The sequence below is a fragment of the Variovorax paradoxus genome, from assembly GCF_009755665.1.
GTDB classification, from domain to species: domain Bacteria; phylum Pseudomonadota; class Gammaproteobacteria; order Burkholderiales; family Burkholderiaceae_C; genus Variovorax; species Variovorax paradoxus_G.
Map to the genome: position 1 here is coordinate 3,461,504 of NZ_CP046622.1, position 16,488 is coordinate 3,477,991.

15 protein-coding genes are annotated in these 16,488 nt (G+C 64.8%); 8 read left to right on the forward strand and 7 right to left on the reverse strand.

Features of this window, described 5'->3' with window-relative positions:
- Nucleotides 1–64 precede the first annotated feature (64 nt).
- Genes tcuA through GOQ09_RS16170 form a run of 6 tightly spaced genes read left to right on the forward strand, consistent with a single transcriptional unit; the run spans nt 65 to nt 7,935 of the window.
- The gene (tcuA, locus tag GOQ09_RS16145) at nt 65–1,492 is read left to right on the forward strand and encodes an FAD-dependent tricarballylate dehydrogenase TcuA (RefSeq protein ID WP_157614433.1); all 1,428 of its coding nucleotides are present in this window, start codon (nt 65–67) and stop codon (nt 1,490–1,492) included.
- A complete protein-coding gene (gene tcuB, locus GOQ09_RS16150) occupies nt 1,476–2,702 on the forward strand; it encodes a tricarballylate utilization 4Fe-4S protein TcuB (RefSeq protein ID WP_157614434.1) in 1,227 nt (408 codons plus the stop codon). The genes tcuA and tcuB overlap by 17 nt, the downstream gene beginning before the upstream one ends.
- Before the next feature lie 39 nt (nt 2,703–2,741).
- A complete protein-coding gene (locus GOQ09_RS16155; protein WP_157614435.1) occupies nt 2,742–3,530 on the forward strand; it encodes a class II aldolase/adducin family protein in 789 nt (262 codons plus the stop codon).
- Nucleotides 3,531–3,569: 39 nt separating this feature from the next.
- Nucleotides 3,570–4,589 carry a Bug family tripartite tricarboxylate transporter substrate binding protein gene (locus GOQ09_RS16160; RefSeq protein WP_157614436.1) on the forward strand — a complete coding sequence of 340 codons (1,020 nt, stop codon included), beginning with the start codon at nt 3,570–3,572 and terminating at the stop codon, nt 4,587–4,589.
- A 25-nt stretch (nt 4,590–4,614) separates the two neighbouring features.
- The gene (locus tag GOQ09_RS16165) at nt 4,615–5,586 is read left to right on the forward strand and encodes a D-2-hydroxyacid dehydrogenase (RefSeq protein ID WP_431769314.1); all 972 of its coding nucleotides are present in this window, start codon (nt 4,615–4,617) and stop codon (nt 5,584–5,586) included.
- A gap of 57 nt (nt 5,587–5,643) precedes the next feature.
- Nucleotides 5,644–7,935: a glycoside hydrolase family 3 N-terminal domain-containing protein gene (locus tag GOQ09_RS16170; RefSeq protein WP_157614437.1), complete on the forward strand. Its 2,292-nt coding sequence runs from the start codon at nt 5,644–5,646 to the stop codon at nt 7,933–7,935.
- Nucleotides 7,936–8,042: 107 nt separating this feature from the next.
- Here GOQ09_RS16170 and GOQ09_RS16175 read toward each other — a convergent pair whose 3' ends face one another.
- Nucleotides 8,043–8,393: an alpha/beta hydrolase gene (locus GOQ09_RS16175; RefSeq protein ID WP_157614438.1), complete on the reverse strand. Its 351-nt coding sequence runs from the start codon at nt 8,391–8,393 to the stop codon at nt 8,043–8,045.
- Between the two features lie 327 nt (nt 8,394–8,720).
- Here GOQ09_RS16175 and GOQ09_RS16180 point away from each other — a divergent pair, with 327 nt between their 5' ends.
- The gene (locus GOQ09_RS16180) at nt 8,721–9,698 is read left to right on the forward strand and encodes a Bug family tripartite tricarboxylate transporter substrate binding protein (RefSeq protein WP_157614439.1); all 978 of its coding nucleotides are present in this window, start codon (nt 8,721–8,723) and stop codon (nt 9,696–9,698) included.
- Nucleotides 9,699–9,732: 34 nt separating this feature from the next.
- Nucleotides 9,733–10,857, forward strand: a complete 1,125-nt coding sequence (locus tag GOQ09_RS16185; RefSeq protein WP_242630853.1) for an alpha-hydroxy acid oxidase — start codon at nt 9,733–9,735, stop codon at nt 10,855–10,857.
- Between the two features lie 73 nt (nt 10,858–10,930).
- Here GOQ09_RS16185 and GOQ09_RS16190 read toward each other — a convergent pair whose 3' ends face one another.
- From GOQ09_RS16190 to urtB, 6 genes are all read right to left on the reverse strand, one after another.
- Nucleotides 10,931–11,275 (reverse strand): FmdB family zinc ribbon protein, encoded by a 345-nt coding sequence (locus GOQ09_RS16190; protein WP_157614441.1) that lies wholly within the window; start codon nt 11,273–11,275, stop codon nt 10,931–10,933.
- Between the two features lie 7 nt (nt 11,276–11,282).
- Nucleotides 11,283–12,515 carry a formamidase gene (fmdA, locus tag GOQ09_RS16195; protein ID WP_157614442.1) on the reverse strand — a complete coding sequence of 411 codons (1,233 nt, stop codon included), beginning with the start codon at nt 12,513–12,515 and terminating at the stop codon, nt 11,283–11,285.
- 40 nt (nt 12,516–12,555) lie between these two features.
- On the reverse strand, nt 12,556–13,245 hold the full coding sequence (gene urtE, locus GOQ09_RS16200; protein ID WP_157616735.1) for an urea ABC transporter ATP-binding subunit UrtE: 690 nt from the start codon (nt 13,243–13,245) through the stop codon (nt 12,556–12,558).
- 325 nt (nt 13,246–13,570) lie between these two features.
- A complete protein-coding gene (gene urtD / locus GOQ09_RS16205; protein WP_157614443.1) occupies nt 13,571–14,314 on the reverse strand; it encodes an urea ABC transporter ATP-binding protein UrtD in 744 nt (247 codons plus the stop codon).
- 16 nt (nt 14,315–14,330) lie between these two features.
- Nucleotides 14,331–15,515: an urea ABC transporter permease subunit UrtC gene (gene urtC / locus GOQ09_RS16210; protein ID WP_157616736.1), complete on the reverse strand. Its 1,185-nt coding sequence runs from the start codon at nt 15,513–15,515 to the stop codon at nt 14,331–14,333.
- Nucleotides 15,516–15,549: 34 nt separating this feature from the next.
- Entirely contained in the window at nt 15,550–16,464 is a 915-nt protein-coding gene (gene urtB, locus GOQ09_RS16215) for an urea ABC transporter permease subunit UrtB (RefSeq protein WP_126746926.1), read from the reverse strand.
- Between the last annotated feature and the right edge of the window lie 24 nt (nt 16,465–16,488).

The window sequence follows — 16,488 nt, forward strand, 5'->3', positions numbered from 1 at the left end:
CTCGATCGGCCTTTCGCGTGAAGGCCGTGCTGCCTAAAGTCTCCTGCATCAAGGAGACCCACGAGTGATAGATGTACTGGTTGTCGGCGGAGGCAATGCCGCGCTGTGCGCCGCCCTGATGGCGCGCGAGGCCGGCGCTTCGGTGCTGCTGCTCGAAGCCTCGCCCAAGGAATGGCGCGGCGGCAATTCGCAGCACACCCGCAACCTGCGCTGCATGCACGACGCACCGCAGGACGTGCTGATCGACGCCTACCCTGAAGAGGAGTACTGGCAAGACCTGCTCAAGGTGACCGACGGCCTGACTGACGAACACCTGGCGCGCCTGGTGATTCGCGCCTCTTCAAACTGCCGCGACTGGATGCGCAGCCACGGCGTGCACTTTCAGCCGCCGCTTTCGGGCGCGTTGCACGTGGCGCGCACCAATGCCTTCTTCATGGGTGGCGGCAAGGCGCTGGTCAATGCCTACTACCGCAGCGCCGAACGGCTGGGCGTGCAGATCCGCTACGACACGCCCGTGGCCTCGGTGGAGCTCGACGGCGACTGCTTCGTGGCGGTGCGCACCGAGGCGGGCCAACGCATCGAAGCGAAGAGCTGCGTGCTGGCGGCGGGCGGCTTCGAGTCGAACCGCGAGTGGCTGCGCGAGGCCTGGGGCCGGAACGAGCGCGGCGAGTGGCCGGCCGACAATTTCCTGATCCGCGGCACGCGCTTCAACCAGGGCGTGCTGCTCAAGTACATGATCGAAGTCGGCGCCGACAGCATCGGCGATCCGTCGCAGGGCCACATGGTGGCCATCGATGCGCGCGCGCCGCTGTACGACGGCGGCATCTGCACCCGCATCGACTGCGTCTCGCTCGGTGTGGTGGTCAATCGGGAGGCGCAGCGCTTCTACGACGAGGGCGAAGATTTCTGGCCCAAGCGCTATGCGATCTGGGGCCGGCTCGTGGCGCAGCAGCCGGGGCAGATCGCATGGTCGGTCATCGACCAGAAGGCGGTCGGTCGCTTCATGCCGCCAGTGTTCACCGGCACGCAGGCAAACACGCTCGGCGAACTCGCGCAGAAGATCGGCCTGGACGAAGCCGCGTTCGTGCGCACCGTGCAGGACTACAACGACGCCTGCCGCGTCGGCCGTTTCGACCACACGGCCCTGGACGACTGCCACACCGAAGGCCTCGTGCCCGCCAAGACGCACTGGGCGCGCCCGCTCGACACCGCGCCCTTCTACGCCTACCCCGTGCGTCCCGGCATCACCTTCACCTACCTCGGCCTCAAGGTGGACGAGACCGCGGCCGTGCGCTTCGGCGGCCGGCCCAGCCCCAACCTCTTTGTGGCCGGAGAAATGATGGCCGGCAACGTGCTGGGCAAGGGCTACACGGCCGGCGTGGGCATGAGCATCGGCACGGCCTTCGGCCGCATCGCTGGAACCCAGGCTGCGCGCGCGGCAAAGAACCTTTCGAAGAGTTCCCCGGAGGCCACCCTTGCAGCAGCTCACTGATCTCGTCGCGCGTGCCCGTGCGGATGCCGACGGCATCGGCAGCGCCTCGCCGCGCGTGATTCCGATTCGCCCCGCCCTTCCTTTGAATGCCAGCGAGGGCGAGGTGGCGCGCATCCTGCAGATCTGCAACGCCTGCCGCTACTGCGAAGGTTTTTGCGCCGTGTTTCCCGCGATGACGCGGCGGCTCGAGTTCGGCAAGGCCGACACGCACTACCTTGCCAACCTGTGCCACAACTGCGGCGCCTGCCTGCATGCATGCCAATATGCGCCGCCGCACGAATTTGCGGTGAACGTGCCGCAAGCCATGGCGCAGGTGCGCATGCAGACGTATCACGACTACGCCTGGCCGCCCGCGATGGGCGCGCTCTACAAGAGGGCCGGCCTCACCGTAGCGCTCGCACTGGCCGGCGGCCTCGCGCTGTTTCTGGTGCTGGCCGTGGCGATGACGGGATCGCTGCTGCACGAGCCGCTTGCGGGCAACTTCTATGCGATCTTTCCGCACAACTTCCTGGCGCTGGTGTTCGGCACGGTGTTCGGCTGGGTGGTGTTCGCGCTGGCCTTGGGCACGCGCCGGTTCTGGCGCGAGGTGTCGCCGGCTCAAGAAAGCGCGCCCGCCGAAGTGGCCGGCGTGCGCGCCGCAGCCAGCGCCGAGGCCGCGCACGACGTGCTGCGACTCAAGTACCTGGACGGCGGCCACGGGCAGGGCTGCAACAACGAGGACGACCGCTTCACGCTCTGGCGGCGGCGCTTTCACCACTTCACCTTCTACGGCTTCATGCTGTGCTTTGCCTCCACCTGCGTGGCAACGCTGTACCACTACCTGCTCGGCCTGCAAGCGCCCTACGCGCTCACCAGCCTGCCGGTGCTGCTGGGCACCGCGGGCGGCACCGGCCTGGTGATCGGCCCGGTCGGGCTGCTGTGGATGAACCTGCGGCGCAATGCCGCGCACGGCGACATTGCGCAGCGGCCGATGGACCGCGGCTTCATCGCGCTGCTGCTGCTCACCAGCCTGACGGGCCTTGCGCTGCTTGCATGGCGCGACACCGCCTTCATGGCGCTGCTGCTCGCGGTGCACCTGGGCGTGGTCATGGCGCTTTTTCTGACTCTGCCCTACGGCAAGTTCGCGCACGGCATCTTCCGCTCGGCAGCACTGCTGAAGTTCGCGATTGAAAAACGCCTGCCCAGCCGCCTGCAGCTGGGCGGTGACTGAGCTCCTTCTGTACCGAAGCCACCGAAAGGAAACACCACGATGAACACACCCGGCGTACTCCAGATTCCCTCCATGAGGGGCCGTTGCTCCGAGGCGGAATGGCAAGCCCGCATCGACCTTGCGGCCTGCTATCGCCTTGTCGATCTGTACGGCATGTCGGACATGATGGCCAATCACATCTCGTCGCACGTGCCGGGCGAGAAAGGCGCCTTTCTCATCAACCCCTACGGGATGATGTACGAGGAGATCACCGCGTCGAGCCTCATCAAGGTCGACCAGGACGGCAACATCCTCTCCAAGCCCGACTTCGGCCAGCTGGGCTACGGCATCAACAAGGCCGGCTACGTGATCCACAGCGCCGTGCATGCCGCGCGGCCCGACGTGGCCTGCGTGATCCACACGCACAGCTGGGCGTCGATGGCGGTTTCCTCTCTCGGATGCGGCCTGCTGCCGCTCACGCAGACCGCCATGCGCTTTCTGAAGATCGGCTATCACGACTACCAGGGCGTGGTGCTCAACACCGAGGAGCAGGCCTCGCTGCTGGCCGACCTGGGCCAGGGCGAGGCCGTGATCTTCCGCAACCATGGTGCGCTGGTGGTGGGCCGCAGCGTGGGCGAGGCCTTCAACTGGATGCACCGGCTCGAGCTGGCCTGCCGCGCGCAGATCGGTGCCATGTCGTGCAACACGCCTCTGACGAAAGTGCCGCAGCACATCCTGGAAGAGACGTGGAACAACTACCAGCCCGGCACCCGCCGCCCCTACGGGCTCATGGAATGGCCCGCGCTGCTGCGCAAGCTGGACCGAATGGACCCGGGCTTTCGCGACTGACAGACCCAGCGCATCAACATCCCATCAGAGGAAACAAAAATGACACGAGACAAGCTTTCATCATCCGTCGATTCATTCGCCCTGCGGCGCCGCAGCCTCGCAAGCGTCGCGGCCATCGCCTTTTTCGCCGGCGGCCTGGTCACGGCGCACCGTGCCGGAGCGCAAGCGGCGTACCCCTCCAAGCCGGTTCGCGTAGTGGTGGCCTTCACCGCCGGCGGCACCACCGACATACTGGCGCGTGCGGTCACGCAGCAGATGTCCGAGAAGCTCGGGCAGCCCTTCGTCATCGACAACAAGCCCGGCGGTGGAGGCAACATCGGCACCGAATTCGTGGTGCGCGCACCGGCGGACGGCTACGCGCTCATCGTCAATTCGGTGGGCCCGATGGCCGTGAACCAGACGCTCTACAAGAACCTGCCCTACGACCCGCTCACGGACCTGGTGCCGGTGGTGCAGATTGCCGACGTGCCCAACGTGCTGGTCGTGAACCCCGAGGTGCCCGCCAAGACGATGGAAGAATTCATCGCCTACGCGAAGGCCAACCCCGGGAAGCTGAACTACGGTTCCACCGGCGTGGGCACCTCCTCGCACCTGTCGAGCTTCATGCTCAGCAAACGCATCGGCGCCGAGACACTGCACATACCGTACAAGGGCGCCAACGCACTGAACGACCTGATCGCGGGCCGCGTGCAGTTCATGTTCGCGACCATTCCCTCGGTCATCTCCCATATCAAGGGCGGCAAGCTGCGCGCCATTGCAGTCAGCAGCCTGCAGCGCTCGCGTTCGCTGCCCGACGTGCCCACGGTGGCCGAGAAAGGCTTTCCGGATTTTTCTGCGGGTTCGTGGTTCGGCTTCTTCGCGCCCAAGGGCACGCCCGAGCCCGTGATTGCGCTGCTCAACAAGGCCGTCAACGACACGCTGCCCTCGCTGAGCGCACAGATGGTGCGCGAGGGTGCCGACCCGGTCGGAGGCACACCCGCGCAGTTCGGCCAGTTCACGCGGCGCGAGTACGAGAAGTGGAAGCTGATCGTGCGCGAATCGGGCGCCACGGCCGAGTGACCCAACCACGCACGTGAAGACACCGATGCAGCCGCTGCGCATTCTCATGTCGCCCGAGGCTGCGCGCCATGCCGGCGATGGCCTGCAGGCGGCACTCGGCGGCAAGCCGTATGTGCTGGCAACCATTGGCGACGATGCCGATGTGGCCTTCGTCTCGCGCGACGTCACCGGCCTTTCGACCAAGCATGCGGTGCTGCCCCACACCCAACGCTTTCACGATGCGCTGCGCGGCGCGCCTTCGCTGAAATGGGTGCATGCCCACTCGTCGGGTGCCGACCGGCCGGTGTATGGCGAACTCCTTGCGCGCGGCGTGGCCGTGACGACGTCATCCGGCGCCAACGCCGGGGTTGTGGTGCAGACCGCGCTGGCCGGCGTGCTGATGCTGGCGCGCTGCTTTCCGCAGCTGCTGGCGGCGCAGCGCAACCGGAGCTGGGCACCGCTCGTGGGCAGCGGGCTCCCACGCGACCTTGCGGGGCAGACCGCGGTCATCGTCGGCTGGGGCCCGATCGGCCAGAGCCTGGCCTCGCTGCTTGCGACGCTGGGCCTGCACGTGGTCGCCGTTCGAAGCACCGATGGCGCAGCCGAATCGCCGGCATCCGAAACGGTGAGCTACGAGCGCATCGGCGAAGTGCTGCCGCGGGCCGACTGGCTGGTGCTGTGCTGCCCGTTGACCGAGCGCACGCGCGGGCTCGTCGATGCGGCTGCGCTCGCGCGCTTGCCGGCCGACGCGCGCCTGGTGAATGTGGCGCGCGGCGAAGTGGTGAAAGAACCCGCACTCATCGACGCTCTTCGGCGCGGTGCACTGGCCGGCGCCTACCTCGACGTGTTCGCACACGAGCCGCTGCCGGTCGATTCGCCCCTGTGGGACATGCCCAACGTGATCGTCACGCCGCACACTGCGGGCCACTCCGATGGCAACGAAATGCGGGTGGCCGCCATCTTCCTGGACAACCTGCGCCGCTGGGCCGAGGGACAGCCGCTGTTAAACCGGGTGTAACAGCTCCAAAGACCGACCGTGCCGTGCGGTCAGGCTTTGGCGTGAGAATGGCGGCTCATGCACGTTCGAACCCCCGCCATGGCGGCCCTGCTGGGCTTGGCCTGTTTTCTCTCTCCCGTTTCCGCCGTCACTCCCGTCTCACAGAGAGCTCCTGCAACCCCTGTAGGGCCTCAAGGCGTCGACGCTCGTATCGATTCGCTCGTCGCCCGCATGACGGTCGAGGAGAAGGTGGGCCAGCTCAGCCTTTACGGCCCCGCCGACACAAACATTCCCGGCAACCCCCAGGCCGGCCAGCGCAATGCGCAGCAAGAGATCGACGACGTGCGCGCCGGCCGGCTCACAGGCCTGTTCAACAATCAGGGACTGGAGCGCAAGCGCGTCCTGCAAGAGGTGGCCGTGCGCGAATCGCGCCTGGGCATTCCGCTGCTCTACGGCGCCGACGTGATCCACGGCTTTCGCACCATCTTCCCCATGCCCCTGGCAGAGGCCGCCAGCTGGGAGCCAGAACTGGCCGAGCGCACCGCCCGCGCGGCGGCGGTGGAAGCCAGCGCCGACGGCTTTCGCTGGACCTTTGCGCCCATGGTGGACATTGCCCGCGATGCACGCTGGGGCCGCGGCATCGAGGGTGCGGGCGAAGACGTGTACCTGGCCAACCTGTTCGCGGCGGCACGCGTACGCGGCTTTCAGGGCAGCGACCTCTCGCGCGGCGATGCATTGCTGGCCACGCCCAAGCACTTTGCGGCCTATGGTGCGGCCGAGGGCGGGCTCGACTACGCAGCCACCGATATTTCCGAGCGCACGCTGCGCCAGGTGTACCTGCCGCCGTTCCGCGCCGCGCTTGACGCGGGTGCGCTCTCGGTAATGAGCGCCTTCAATGAAATCTCCGGCATCCCCTCGATCGCCAACCCTGCGCTGCTGACGGGCGTGCTGCGCGACGAGTGGAAGTTCAAGGGCTTCGTGGTTTCGGACTACACCGCCGACGAGGAACTGATTGCCCACGGCTACGCCGCCAATGGGCGGGAAGCAGCCAAGCAGTCGTTCCTGGCCGGCACCGACGTCAGCATGCAAAGCGGCCTCTACATGCGCTACCTGCCCGAACTCGTGGCCTCGGGCGAAGTGCCGACGGCCCGGCTGGACGACGCGGTGCGCCGCGTGCTGTGGGTCAAGCAGAAGCTCGGCCTGTTCGACCAGCCCTTTCGAGGGCTCCACGGTCCCCCCGCGCAGGCCCGGCCCGAAAACCCCGCGCACATTGCGCTGGCACGCGAGGACGCACGCCGTTCCATCGTGATGCTGAAGAACGAACGTGCAGTGCTGCCGCTGCCCAAGTCCGGCAAGAAGATCGCGCTGATCGGCCCCTTCGCCTCCGGCACGCAAGACCTGCTCGGCGCCTGGAGCCTGTTCCCGGGGCAGTCGGGCCCGGTCGGCATTGAAGATGGCCTGCGTGCGGCGCTGCACGCCCCCAAAGCATTGACCGTGGTGCGCGGCTCAAACATCGAGTCGCCGCTGGCGGGCGGCATCGAAGCCGCGGTGGCCGCCGCGCGCGACGCCGACGTGGTGGTGCTCGCCATCGGCGAAGGACAGCTCATGTCGGGCGAGGCCCGTTCGCGCACCGACATCGGCCTACCCCAGGCGCAGCAAGACTTGGCCGAAGCAGTGGCCGCAACCGGCAAGCCCGTTGTCGTATTGCTGAGCAACGGCCGTGCGATGGCGCTTCGGGGCGCGGTGCGCAATGCCGACGCGATTCTTGTCACCTGGTTTCTGGGCGTGCAGACGGGCTCCGCCATTGCGGACGTAGTGTTCGGTGACTTCAACCCATCGGGCCGGCTGCCGGTGAGCTTTCCGCAAACGTCGGGGCAGGTGCCCTTCTACTATGGCCAGAAGCGCACCGGCCGGCCGTTGCCCGACAACGACCAGGCCATGGCTTTCAAGACCCGCTACGTGGACACCACGAACCAGGCGCTCTACCCCTTCGGATACGGCATCGGCTATGCACCTGTGCGCTACGACGGCATCGAACTCAGCCGCGACCGGCTGCCGATTGGCAGCACCCTGCGCGTGCGTGCCACGGTAACCAACACCGGCCAGCGCGAGGCCGAGGAGGTGGTGCAGCTCTATACCGCCGAACGCGCCGCGAGCGTGACGCGGCCCGTGCGCGAACTCAAGAACTTTCAAAAGGTGCGCATCGAGCCCGGCGCATCGAAGGTGGTCGAGTTCACGCTGGGCGCGGAAGACCTGCAGTTCATCGGCCGCGACATGAAGCCGACCGTCGAACCCGGCGAGTTCGATCTGTGGGTGGCGCCTTCGGCTACCGGCGGCATACGAAAGGGCTTTGCGCTGACGCGGGAGTGACGCACGCCGCGCAACGCATCTAGCCCCCCAGGCTTTCTACAGCAACGGAAAACGGGCCCCATCGAGGGCCCGTTCTTCATCATCGCAGTGATCAAGGAAAGATCGGCTTACAGGCCAGCTTGGCGCGTGAACGACACGCTGGGCTTCTTGTAGGCTTGCGGCACTTCGTCGCGGTAGAACGCGCGGCGGTCGAGGCTGGCCAGCGGGTCATGTGCCTTGGCAACGGCTTCAGCCTGGATCACCGAGCGGTCGGCGGTCGAGGTGAAGGGTTGTGCGCCGGCGCTGGCGCCTTCGCTGTATCGGTTGCCGGCGCGAGCGGCGGCAACGGCTTGCGGAGCGACTTCGGAGCGCGACACGCCCGAGTTCACGGTCAGCACGCCTTCATAGGTTTCTGCTTGCGCACCGGCGGCAGCCAGGAGCGAGAGAGCAGCGGCAGCGAGGATCTTCGAGGCATTCATTTCAATCTCCTAATGGGTTGGTTGGTGAGAAGAAGTTTGATCCCGAACACCCATAAAAAAACGCCGCAAAACGAATCACGGCGTTCACGAGATTGAAACAATCCCGACAGGACCGAGCGCTGCCATGTCAAGCGGCGAGTGCTGTTTTCCGATCCAAACATTGCATCAGCGGATGCTGTCATTGGATTGGACCCTGCTCCACCCCGTCGATAGCATCCGCTTCTTCTTCATTGGCTCGGACTGGGGGGCGCCCAGCAACACGCAGCCAACGTTGAAGCGCTGCTGCCGGGGAAGCAGCGGCGCACTATTCCAATCTCTCGGAGACATATGAAAAACACTCTAAAGAAGCTTGCCGCTGCCGCAACGGCAGCATTGGCATTGGCTGCACCGGCGTTCGCGTCCGACTACCCTTCGCGTCCTATCACGATCATCGTTCCCTATGCGCCGGGCGGATCTTCCGACGCCATCGCGCGCAGAATTTCCCAGCCGCTGGCGGAAGTCCTGGGAACAAGCGTCGTCGTCGAAAACAAGGCCGGTGCCAATGGCGCCCTGGGCGCTGTGCAATTGACCCGCGCCAAGCCGGACGGCTACACCCTTCTCCTTGGAGCGCTGGGAGTACTGGCCATCAACCAGGGGCTGTACAAGAACCTGGGTTACCTGCCCGAGCGTGACTTCGACATGCTGACAATCGCGGTGCGTACGCCGAACGCCATCGTCGTGAACCCAAAGGTGCCGGCGCATTCGATTCCGGAGCTCCTGACCTACCTCAAGAGCAGCGGAGGCAAAGCGCCCATCGCCACGGCAGGCTCGGGATCGAGCGAGCATCTGACGCTGGCGCTGTTTCTGCAGAATGCCGGAACAGAAGGTGTTCACGTTCCATACAAAGGCGGTGGGCCGGCCATCAGCGACACACTGGCAGGACACGCTGAAGTGCTGGTATCGAACCTGGGGAACGTGGCGCCGTACACCAAGTCAGGGCAGCTTCGCCTGCTTGCAATCACCGGTGACAAGCGCGACCGCATGACCCCCGCAACGATGACGTTGGCACAGGCCGGCGTCCACGGTCTCGACGACGTGTATTCGTGGCAAGGCATTGCCGCACCCAAAGGATTACCGTCAGCAATCAAGCAGCGGCTCAGCGAGGCGATCCTCAAAGTTCTGACTTCCGATGCCTTCGGGCGGCAAATGGCGGAGCTCGGCTTCGAGGTGGTAGCCAACAACGGCGCGGAAGCGACCGCTTTCCAGATCAGGGAAGCTGCTCGCTGGAAGAAGGTGATCGAGGCAAACAATGTCAAGGTGGACTAAGCCCGCCTTTGCGGCCGCCTACAGCACGGCAGAGATGCGCGAACTGGCCCGCAAGCGCCTGCCGCACGGGCTCTTCGAGTACGTCGACCGGGGCACCGGCGACGAAAACGCCCGCACCTACAACCGTGCGTCGTTCGACCGGATCCGGCTCGTGCCGCGAGTGCTGCGCGACGTATCGCAGCGACATCAGCGTGTGGAGCTTTTCGGGCGAACGCTGGAGTCTCCGCTGGCAATCAGCCCGACGGCGGCTGCCGGCCTGCTTTGGTACGAGGGTGAGATCGCCTTGGCGCGCGCTGCCAAGGCGGCTGGAATTCCGTTCACGCTGTCCACCTCTTCAATCACCAGTATGGAACGAGTGGCGGAAGCTGCCGGCGATACCGAGCTCTGGTTTCAGCTTTATATGTGGCCGGACAGAAACATGTCGTATCAGCTCGTCGAGCGCGTGCGCGAAGCCGGCTACAAAGCCTTGATTCTTACGGTCGACACGCCCGTCTTGCCGCTGCGGCCCTACAACCTCCGCAACGGCTTTGGCGTTCCGATCCGGATGACGGCCCGCAATACCTATGACGTGGCGCGCCATCCGGGATGGTTTCTGGATGTGCTGGTTCCACACGTGCGACGGCACGGCATGCCACGCTACGAGAACTATCCCAAGGAATTCCAGGCAGGCTTGCGTCAGAGCAAAGGAGCCAAGCCTTTCGCCAACCCGAAGAACGACCGGAGCACGTGGCAAGAGCTGCGCGAGCTGCGCAAGCACTGGAAAGAACCATTGATGGTCAAAGGCATCCTCAGTGCCGCGGATGCACTCATCGCAGTGGACAACGGCGCCGACGCCATCATTGTTTCAAACCACGCAGGCCGAAACCTGGACAGCCTTGTCTCTCCGATGGACGTTCTGCCACAGATCATCGAAGCCGTCGGAGCGCGCGTTCCCGTATTGATCGACAGCGGATTTTCCGATGGAAGCGACGTGGTGAAGGCGCTGGCGCTTGGCGCGCGCTGCGTCATGCTCGGGCGACCGCCCTTGTATGGTGTTTCCGTTGGGGGTCAACAAGGTGCGCAGCGCGTGCTCCAGCTGTTCCGGGATGACATCGAACGAACCCTCGGTCTCCTCGGTTGCGCAGATCTCTCGAGCTTGAGCCGGGAGCATCTTGCTTGACTGGTGGGCAGTGTGGTGACCGGGGTCACGAATGCGTCGCAAGCAACAAGGCTTTGCCGCAACGGCATCCGGGCTAGTGCGAAATCATCCAGGGCCGCTTCGACGGCGCCGACTTCGCACCGCTGGGCGCCGTCAACGTTGCGCTGCGCCGCGACGCTCCCGAGCAGCATCCGCAGCCCGCCGGATGCTTGAAGCGCGCGTAGTCGCGCGAGCTGCCCGGCTCATGCCGCGCACGCTCGTTGGTCTCCATGGCACGGCGAGTGCCCGAGGCCATCAGTGCGAGCCGCGGTGCGGCCGAAAGCACGCGCGGCGACGCGCATCCGCAGTCAGGGCAAGCGGCGGGCTCGTCGCGCTGGCCCGAAGGCCGCAGCGCCTCGAAACCGCCGCACTGGCCGCAGGCGTAATCGTAGGTAGGCATGGGTGCGTCAGACCAGGTCGTGCGAGAGCGGCATGTCGATGCTGCCGTCGATCATCTTCATTGGCCCTGAGGCGTTCGGGTTGATGTCGAAATCGAAGATCTGCGTGGGCAGCCAGAGCGTGGCGCAAGAGTTGGGCACATCGACCACGCCGCTGATGTGACCCTGCACGGGCGCGGTGCCCAAGATCGAGTAGGCCTGCGCACCCGAGTAGCCGAACTTCTTCAGGTACTCGATCGCGTTGAGGCAGGCCTGCCGGTAGGCCACGTTCACGTCGAGGTAGTACTGCTTGCCGGCCTCATCGACCGAGATTCCCTCGAAGATGAGATAGTCGTTGTACTGCGGGGTGATCACGCTTGGCTTGAAGATCGGGTTCTTGATGCCGTACTTGGCCATGCCGCCCTTGATGAGCGTGACCTTCATGTGCACCCAGCCCGCCATTTCAATAGCGCCGCAGAAGGTGATCTCGCCATCGCCCTGGCTGAAGTGCAGGTCGCCCACGCTGAGCCCGGCACCATCCACATACACGGGAAAGAAAACCTTGGAGCCGCGCGACAGGTCCTTGATGTCGCAGTTGCCGCCGTGCTCGCGAGGCGGCACGGTGCGCGCGCCTTCGGCCGCAGCCTTGGCGCGGGCCTCGCCTGTCATCTTGCCCATGTGGGCAGTGCCGGCGAACGGCGGGTTGGCAAGGCCGGGCACGCGGTCAGGGTCGGTGGCAATGAGCTTGCCCTCGCGCTCGTTCCACATGTCGAGCATGGGCTTGTCGGGCAGGCAGCCGATCAGGCCGGGGTGAATGAGGCCCGCAAAGTTGACACCCGGCACATGGCGCGAGCTGGTGAACATGCCCTTGAAGTCCCAGATTGATTTCTGCGCTTCGGGAAAATGATCGGTCAGGAAGCCGCCGCCATTCTTCTTCGAGAAAAATCCGTTGAAGCCCCAAAGGCTGTCCTGCTTGGCGCCGATGTCGAGCAGGTCGACCACCAGCAGGTCGCCGGGCTCGGCGCCCTTCACGCCCACCGGGCCCGAGAGGTAGTGCACGGTGCTCAGGTCAATGTCGCGCACGTCGTCGGCGCTGTCGTTGTTCTTGATGAAGCCCCCGGTCCAGTCGAAGGTTTCAAGAATGAAGTCGTCGCCCGGGTTGACCCAGCAGGCCATCGGAATGTCCGGATGCCAGCGGTTGTGGATCATCTCGTTCTCGGTAGGCGGCTTGGTCAGGTCGACCTTGATCAGCGTGTCCGTCATTTGCAGTGGCTCCTGGTTGGGTTGTGGTGAACGGAGAAGGTCATACGGAGAGATAGGCCTTGATGTGATCGACATCGGTCTTGTCGCGCGCGGTCTCATGCACGAGCCTGCCGCCCTCGATCACGAAGAGCCGGTCGGCCACGTCCATCGCAAAGCTCAGCACCTGCTCGGACACGACGATGGTGATGCCGCGCAGCTTGCGGATCTCGTTGAGGGCCTTGGCAATGTCCTTGATGATCGAAGGCTGGATACCCTCGGTAGGCTCGTCGAGCAGCAGCACCTTGGGGTCGGTAACCAGGGCGCGCGCAATGGCAAGCTGCTGTTGCTGGCCGCCGGAGAGGTTTCCGCCCTTGCGGCGCCTCATCTCCCAGAGCACGGGGAACAGCGCGTAGATTTCTTCTGGTATGCGTTTTGTCTTCGAGTTCTCGAGGCCTGTCTGGATGTTTTCTTCGACGGTCAGCGTCGGAAAGATCATGCGGCCCTGCGGCACGTAGGCAATGCCCTTGGCCACGCGCTTGAAGCTTTCGTCGCGCGACACGTCTTGCCCCGCCACTTCGATGCGCCCACTCTTGAGCGGCAGCACGCCCATGAGGCTCTTGAACAGCGTAGTCTTGCCCATGCCGTTGCGGCCCATGATGGCTATTGTTTCGTTGGCATGGCCTTCGAACGAGATGCCGTGCAGTGCTTCGCTCTGGCCGTAGGCTGTGTGCAGATCATCGACCTTCAGCATGATGTTGCTCATTTGGTGACTCCTTTGCTTCTGTTCAGGGCGCGTGCACAGGCCACCGGGTACTCCCCTCCGCGAATGTCCCCCGGGCTTCGCCCTCCTCCTTTATTTCGCTGCGCGGAGCACCCGATGCCCTGTGCACCAGGGCACGCTCGTGGTGTTCCGCTGATCAACCACTGCTCTGTGCAACGCACCCGCTGGCGGGGTGCCTTGCGCAGCGAAATAAAGGAGGAGTCCGCAGGCCGGGGGACATTCGCGGAGAAAGGTACCCCGTCGGCGGGTGCGCGCCCTGAACAGCGCACAAGGCGAAAACCAGAAGAACACGCCATCAATGCCCCAGATAAACGTCGATGACCTTCGGATCCGCCTGCACCTTCTCCATCGGCCCCTCGGCCAGGATCTTTCCCTGGTGCATCACAGTCACCTTGTGCGCAATCTGCTTCACGAACGCCATGTCGTGCTCGATGACGATCACCGCGCGGTTCTGGCAGATGCGCTTGAGCAGGTCGGCCGTGAGTTCGCGTTCGCGCGCGCTCATGCCCGCAATGGGTTCGTCGAGCATCAGCAGCTCGGGCTCCTGCATCAGCAACATGCCGATCTCCAGCCACTGCTTCTGGCCGTGGCTCAGCAGACCCGCCTCGGTGCGCAGCTTGTCGGCCAGGCCGATGTCTTCGGCCACCGCCTGCACCTTGGCCTTGACCTCGTCGTCGCACTTGAAGGCCAGCGCACCCAGCACCGAACGGCCCTTCGGAAAAGATACTTCCAGGTTCTGGAAGACGCTCAGGTTCTCGTAGATCGACGGCGTCTGAAACTTGCGCCCGATGCCCAGCCGCACGCGCTTGTGCTCGGCCATTTTTGTGAGCTCGGTGTTCTTGAACTTGATGCTGCCGCCGCTCGCCCGCGTCTTGCCGCAGATCAGGTCGAGCAGCGTGGTCTTGCCGGCACCGTTGGGGCCGATGATCACGCGCAGTTCGTTCTTGTCGATGTAAAGCGTCAGGTCGTCGATGGCCTTGAAGCCGTCGAAGGAGACGGTGAGGTCTTCCACGGCAAGTGCGAAGTCGGTGTTGCTCATGCGATGGGCTCCGGGTTCAGGCGCGCTGGCTGCCGATGCCGTCCGGCAACGCAGGTTCCGTCTGCGGTGCGGGCGCAGGCATGGCTGCGGCCGGCGGCTTTATTGCGGCTTCGCGCAGCGCCTGGCGGCGGCTCTTCCACCAGGGCCTGATCTTTTCGTCCCACAGGCCTGCCAGGCCCATCGGAAAGGCCATGGTCACGCCGATGAAAAGCCCGGCCATCAGGAACAGCCACAGGTCCGGAAAGCTCTCCGAGAACAGCGTCTTGCCCGCATTCACCAGGAGCGCGCCGTACACGGCGCCCACCAGGCTCATGCGGCCGCCCACGGCGCAGAAGATCACCATTTCGATGGACGGCACGATGCCCACGAAGCTCGGCGACATGAAGCCCACCTGCAGCGCGAACATCGCACCGCCAATGCCCGAGAGACCGGCCGCAAGGCAGAAGATGAAAACCTTGAAGTTCGACACGTCGTAGCCCGAGAAGCGCACGCGGTCTTCCTTGTCTCGCATGGCGAGCAGCAGCGTTCCGAGCTTGCTGGTCTGGATCCAGCGGCACAGCACGATGCTCGCCACCAGCAGGCCCACGCACACGTAGTAGAGGATGTACTTCGCGCCGTCGGTGCGCGTGTCCCAGCCCAGCATCGTCTTCAGGTCGGTCATGCCGTTGACGCCGCCCGTGTAGCCCTGCTGGCCGATGATGAGCACGGTGCAGATCAGCGCCACCGCCTGCGTGATGATGGCAAAGTACACGCCGCCCACGCGGCGCTTGAACATCGCAAAGCTCACGAGCCACGCCAGCGCCATCGGCGCCAGCACCACCAGCGCCAGGCTCAGCGGCAGGCTCTTGAAGGGCAGCCACAGCATGGGCAACTCGGTGATCTGGTTCCAGTCCATGAAGTCTGGAATGCCGGGCGTCGACTGGATCTTGGTGGTGATCGGGTCCGAGGCTTCGAGCTTCAGAAACATCGCCATCGCGTAGCCTCCAATGCCGAAGAACACGCCCTGCCCCAGGCTCAGTACGCCGCCGTAGCCCCACACCATCACAAGCCCGACGGCAACGAAGGCGTAGGCGAGGTACTTGCCCACCAGGTTGAGGCGAAAGATGTCGAGCGACAGCGGCAGCACCACTGCCAGCAGCAACACCAGCAGCAGGAGGCTGCCAAGCTGATAGCGCAGGATCGAGGCCTTGATGAAATTCATCATCGGAACGTTCTCCAGGAAGGAAGCGGTTTCATCAGCGACGGACCTTGACTGCGAACAAGCCTTGTGGACGCATCATCAAGATGAGCACGATCAGCGAAAGCGTCAGCACCTTGGCCATCGAGCCGGTCATGAAGAATTCCGAGATCGATTGCGTCTGCGCAATGCCGAAGGCCGAAACCACCGTGCCCAACAGGCTGGCGGCGCCGCCGAAGGTGACAACGAGGAAGGCATCGACGATGTAGAGAGAGCCCGAGGTCGGCCCCGTTGAGCCAATGGTGGTGAAGGCTGCGCCCGCCATGCCGGCAATGCCGCAGCCGATGGCGAAGGTCAGGCGGTCGGTCTTCATGGTGTCGATGCCGGTCGCGTTGGCCATGGTGCGGTTGGCCACGGTGGCGCGCACGCGCAGGCCCCAGCGGCTCTTGTGCAGCGCGACGAGCACGCCGCCGGTGACCAGCGCGGTGAGCGCGAGCACGAAGAGCCCGTTGATCGGAATGTCCAGCCCTTCATGCGGCGTCCACGAGCCCATGAGCCATTCGGGCAGCGTGGGGCTCACTTCCTTCGGGCCGATGAAGGTGCGAAAGAGCTGCTGCAGCCCCAGGCTCACGCCCCAGGTGGCCAGCAGCGTATCGAGCGGGCGCTTGTACAGGTGCCGAATGAGCACCCACTCCACGATCCAGCCGACGATGAAGGCGAACACGAAAGCCAGGCCGATGGCAATCGGAAAGTAGTACGGCATGAACGCCGGCGCCAGGCTTTCGGTGACCCGTGCGGCCAGGTAGATCGAATAGGCGCCGATGGTCATGAACTCGCCATGCGCCATGTTGATCACGCCCATCTGGCCGAAGATGATCGCAAGCCCCAGGCCCATGAGCAGCAGCACCGCGAAGAGGCTCAGCCCCGCGAAGCCCTGCATGAGGCCGATGTTCATCATGTCCGACAGAGTCATGAAGGATTCCTGTATTGACTCCCT

What these genes read in the sequence shown, in the direction of transcription:
- fmdA (WP_157614442.1), bottom strand. Translation starts at nt 12,515, where the DNA reads ATGACGGACACGCTGATCAAGGTCGACCTGACCAAGCCGCCTACCGAG.
- GOQ09_RS16170 (WP_157614437.1), top strand. Translation starts at nt 5,644, where the DNA reads ATGCACGTTCGAACCCCCGCCATGGCGGCCCTGCTGGGCTTGGCCTGT.
- urtC (WP_157616736.1), bottom strand. Translation starts at nt 15,515, where the DNA reads ATGAATTTCATCAAGGCCTCGATCCTGCGCTATCAGCTTGGCAGCCTC.
- urtE (WP_157616735.1), bottom strand. Translation starts at nt 13,245, where the DNA reads ATGCTGAAGGTCGATGATCTGCACACAGCCTACGGCCAGAGCGAAGCA.
- urtD (WP_157614443.1), bottom strand. Translation starts at nt 14,314, where the DNA reads ATGAGCAACACCGACTTCGCACTTGCCGTGGAAGACCTCACCGTCTCC.
- GOQ09_RS16155 (WP_157614435.1), top strand. Translation starts at nt 2,742, where the DNA reads ATGAACACACCCGGCGTACTCCAGATTCCCTCCATGAGGGGCCGTTGC.
- GOQ09_RS16185 (WP_242630853.1), top strand. Translation starts at nt 9,733, where the DNA reads ATGCGCGAACTGGCCCGCAAGCGCCTGCCGCACGGGCTCTTCGAGTAC.
- GOQ09_RS16190 (WP_157614441.1), bottom strand. Translation starts at nt 11,275, where the DNA reads ATGCCTACCTACGATTACGCCTGCGGCCAGTGCGGCGGTTTCGAGGCG.
- GOQ09_RS16175 (WP_157614438.1), bottom strand. Translation starts at nt 8,393, where the DNA reads ATGAATGCCTCGAAGATCCTCGCTGCCGCTGCTCTCTCGCTCCTGGCT.
- GOQ09_RS16160 (WP_157614436.1), top strand. Translation starts at nt 3,570, where the DNA reads ATGACACGAGACAAGCTTTCATCATCCGTCGATTCATTCGCCCTGCGG.
- GOQ09_RS16165 (WP_431769314.1), top strand. Translation starts at nt 4,615, where the DNA reads ATGCAGCCGCTGCGCATTCTCATGTCGCCCGAGGCTGCGCGCCATGCC.
- GOQ09_RS16180 (WP_157614439.1), top strand. Translation starts at nt 8,721, where the DNA reads ATGAAAAACACTCTAAAGAAGCTTGCCGCTGCCGCAACGGCAGCATTG.
- urtB (WP_126746926.1), bottom strand. Translation starts at nt 16,464, where the DNA reads ATGACTCTGTCGGACATGATGAACATCGGCCTCATGCAGGGCTTCGCG.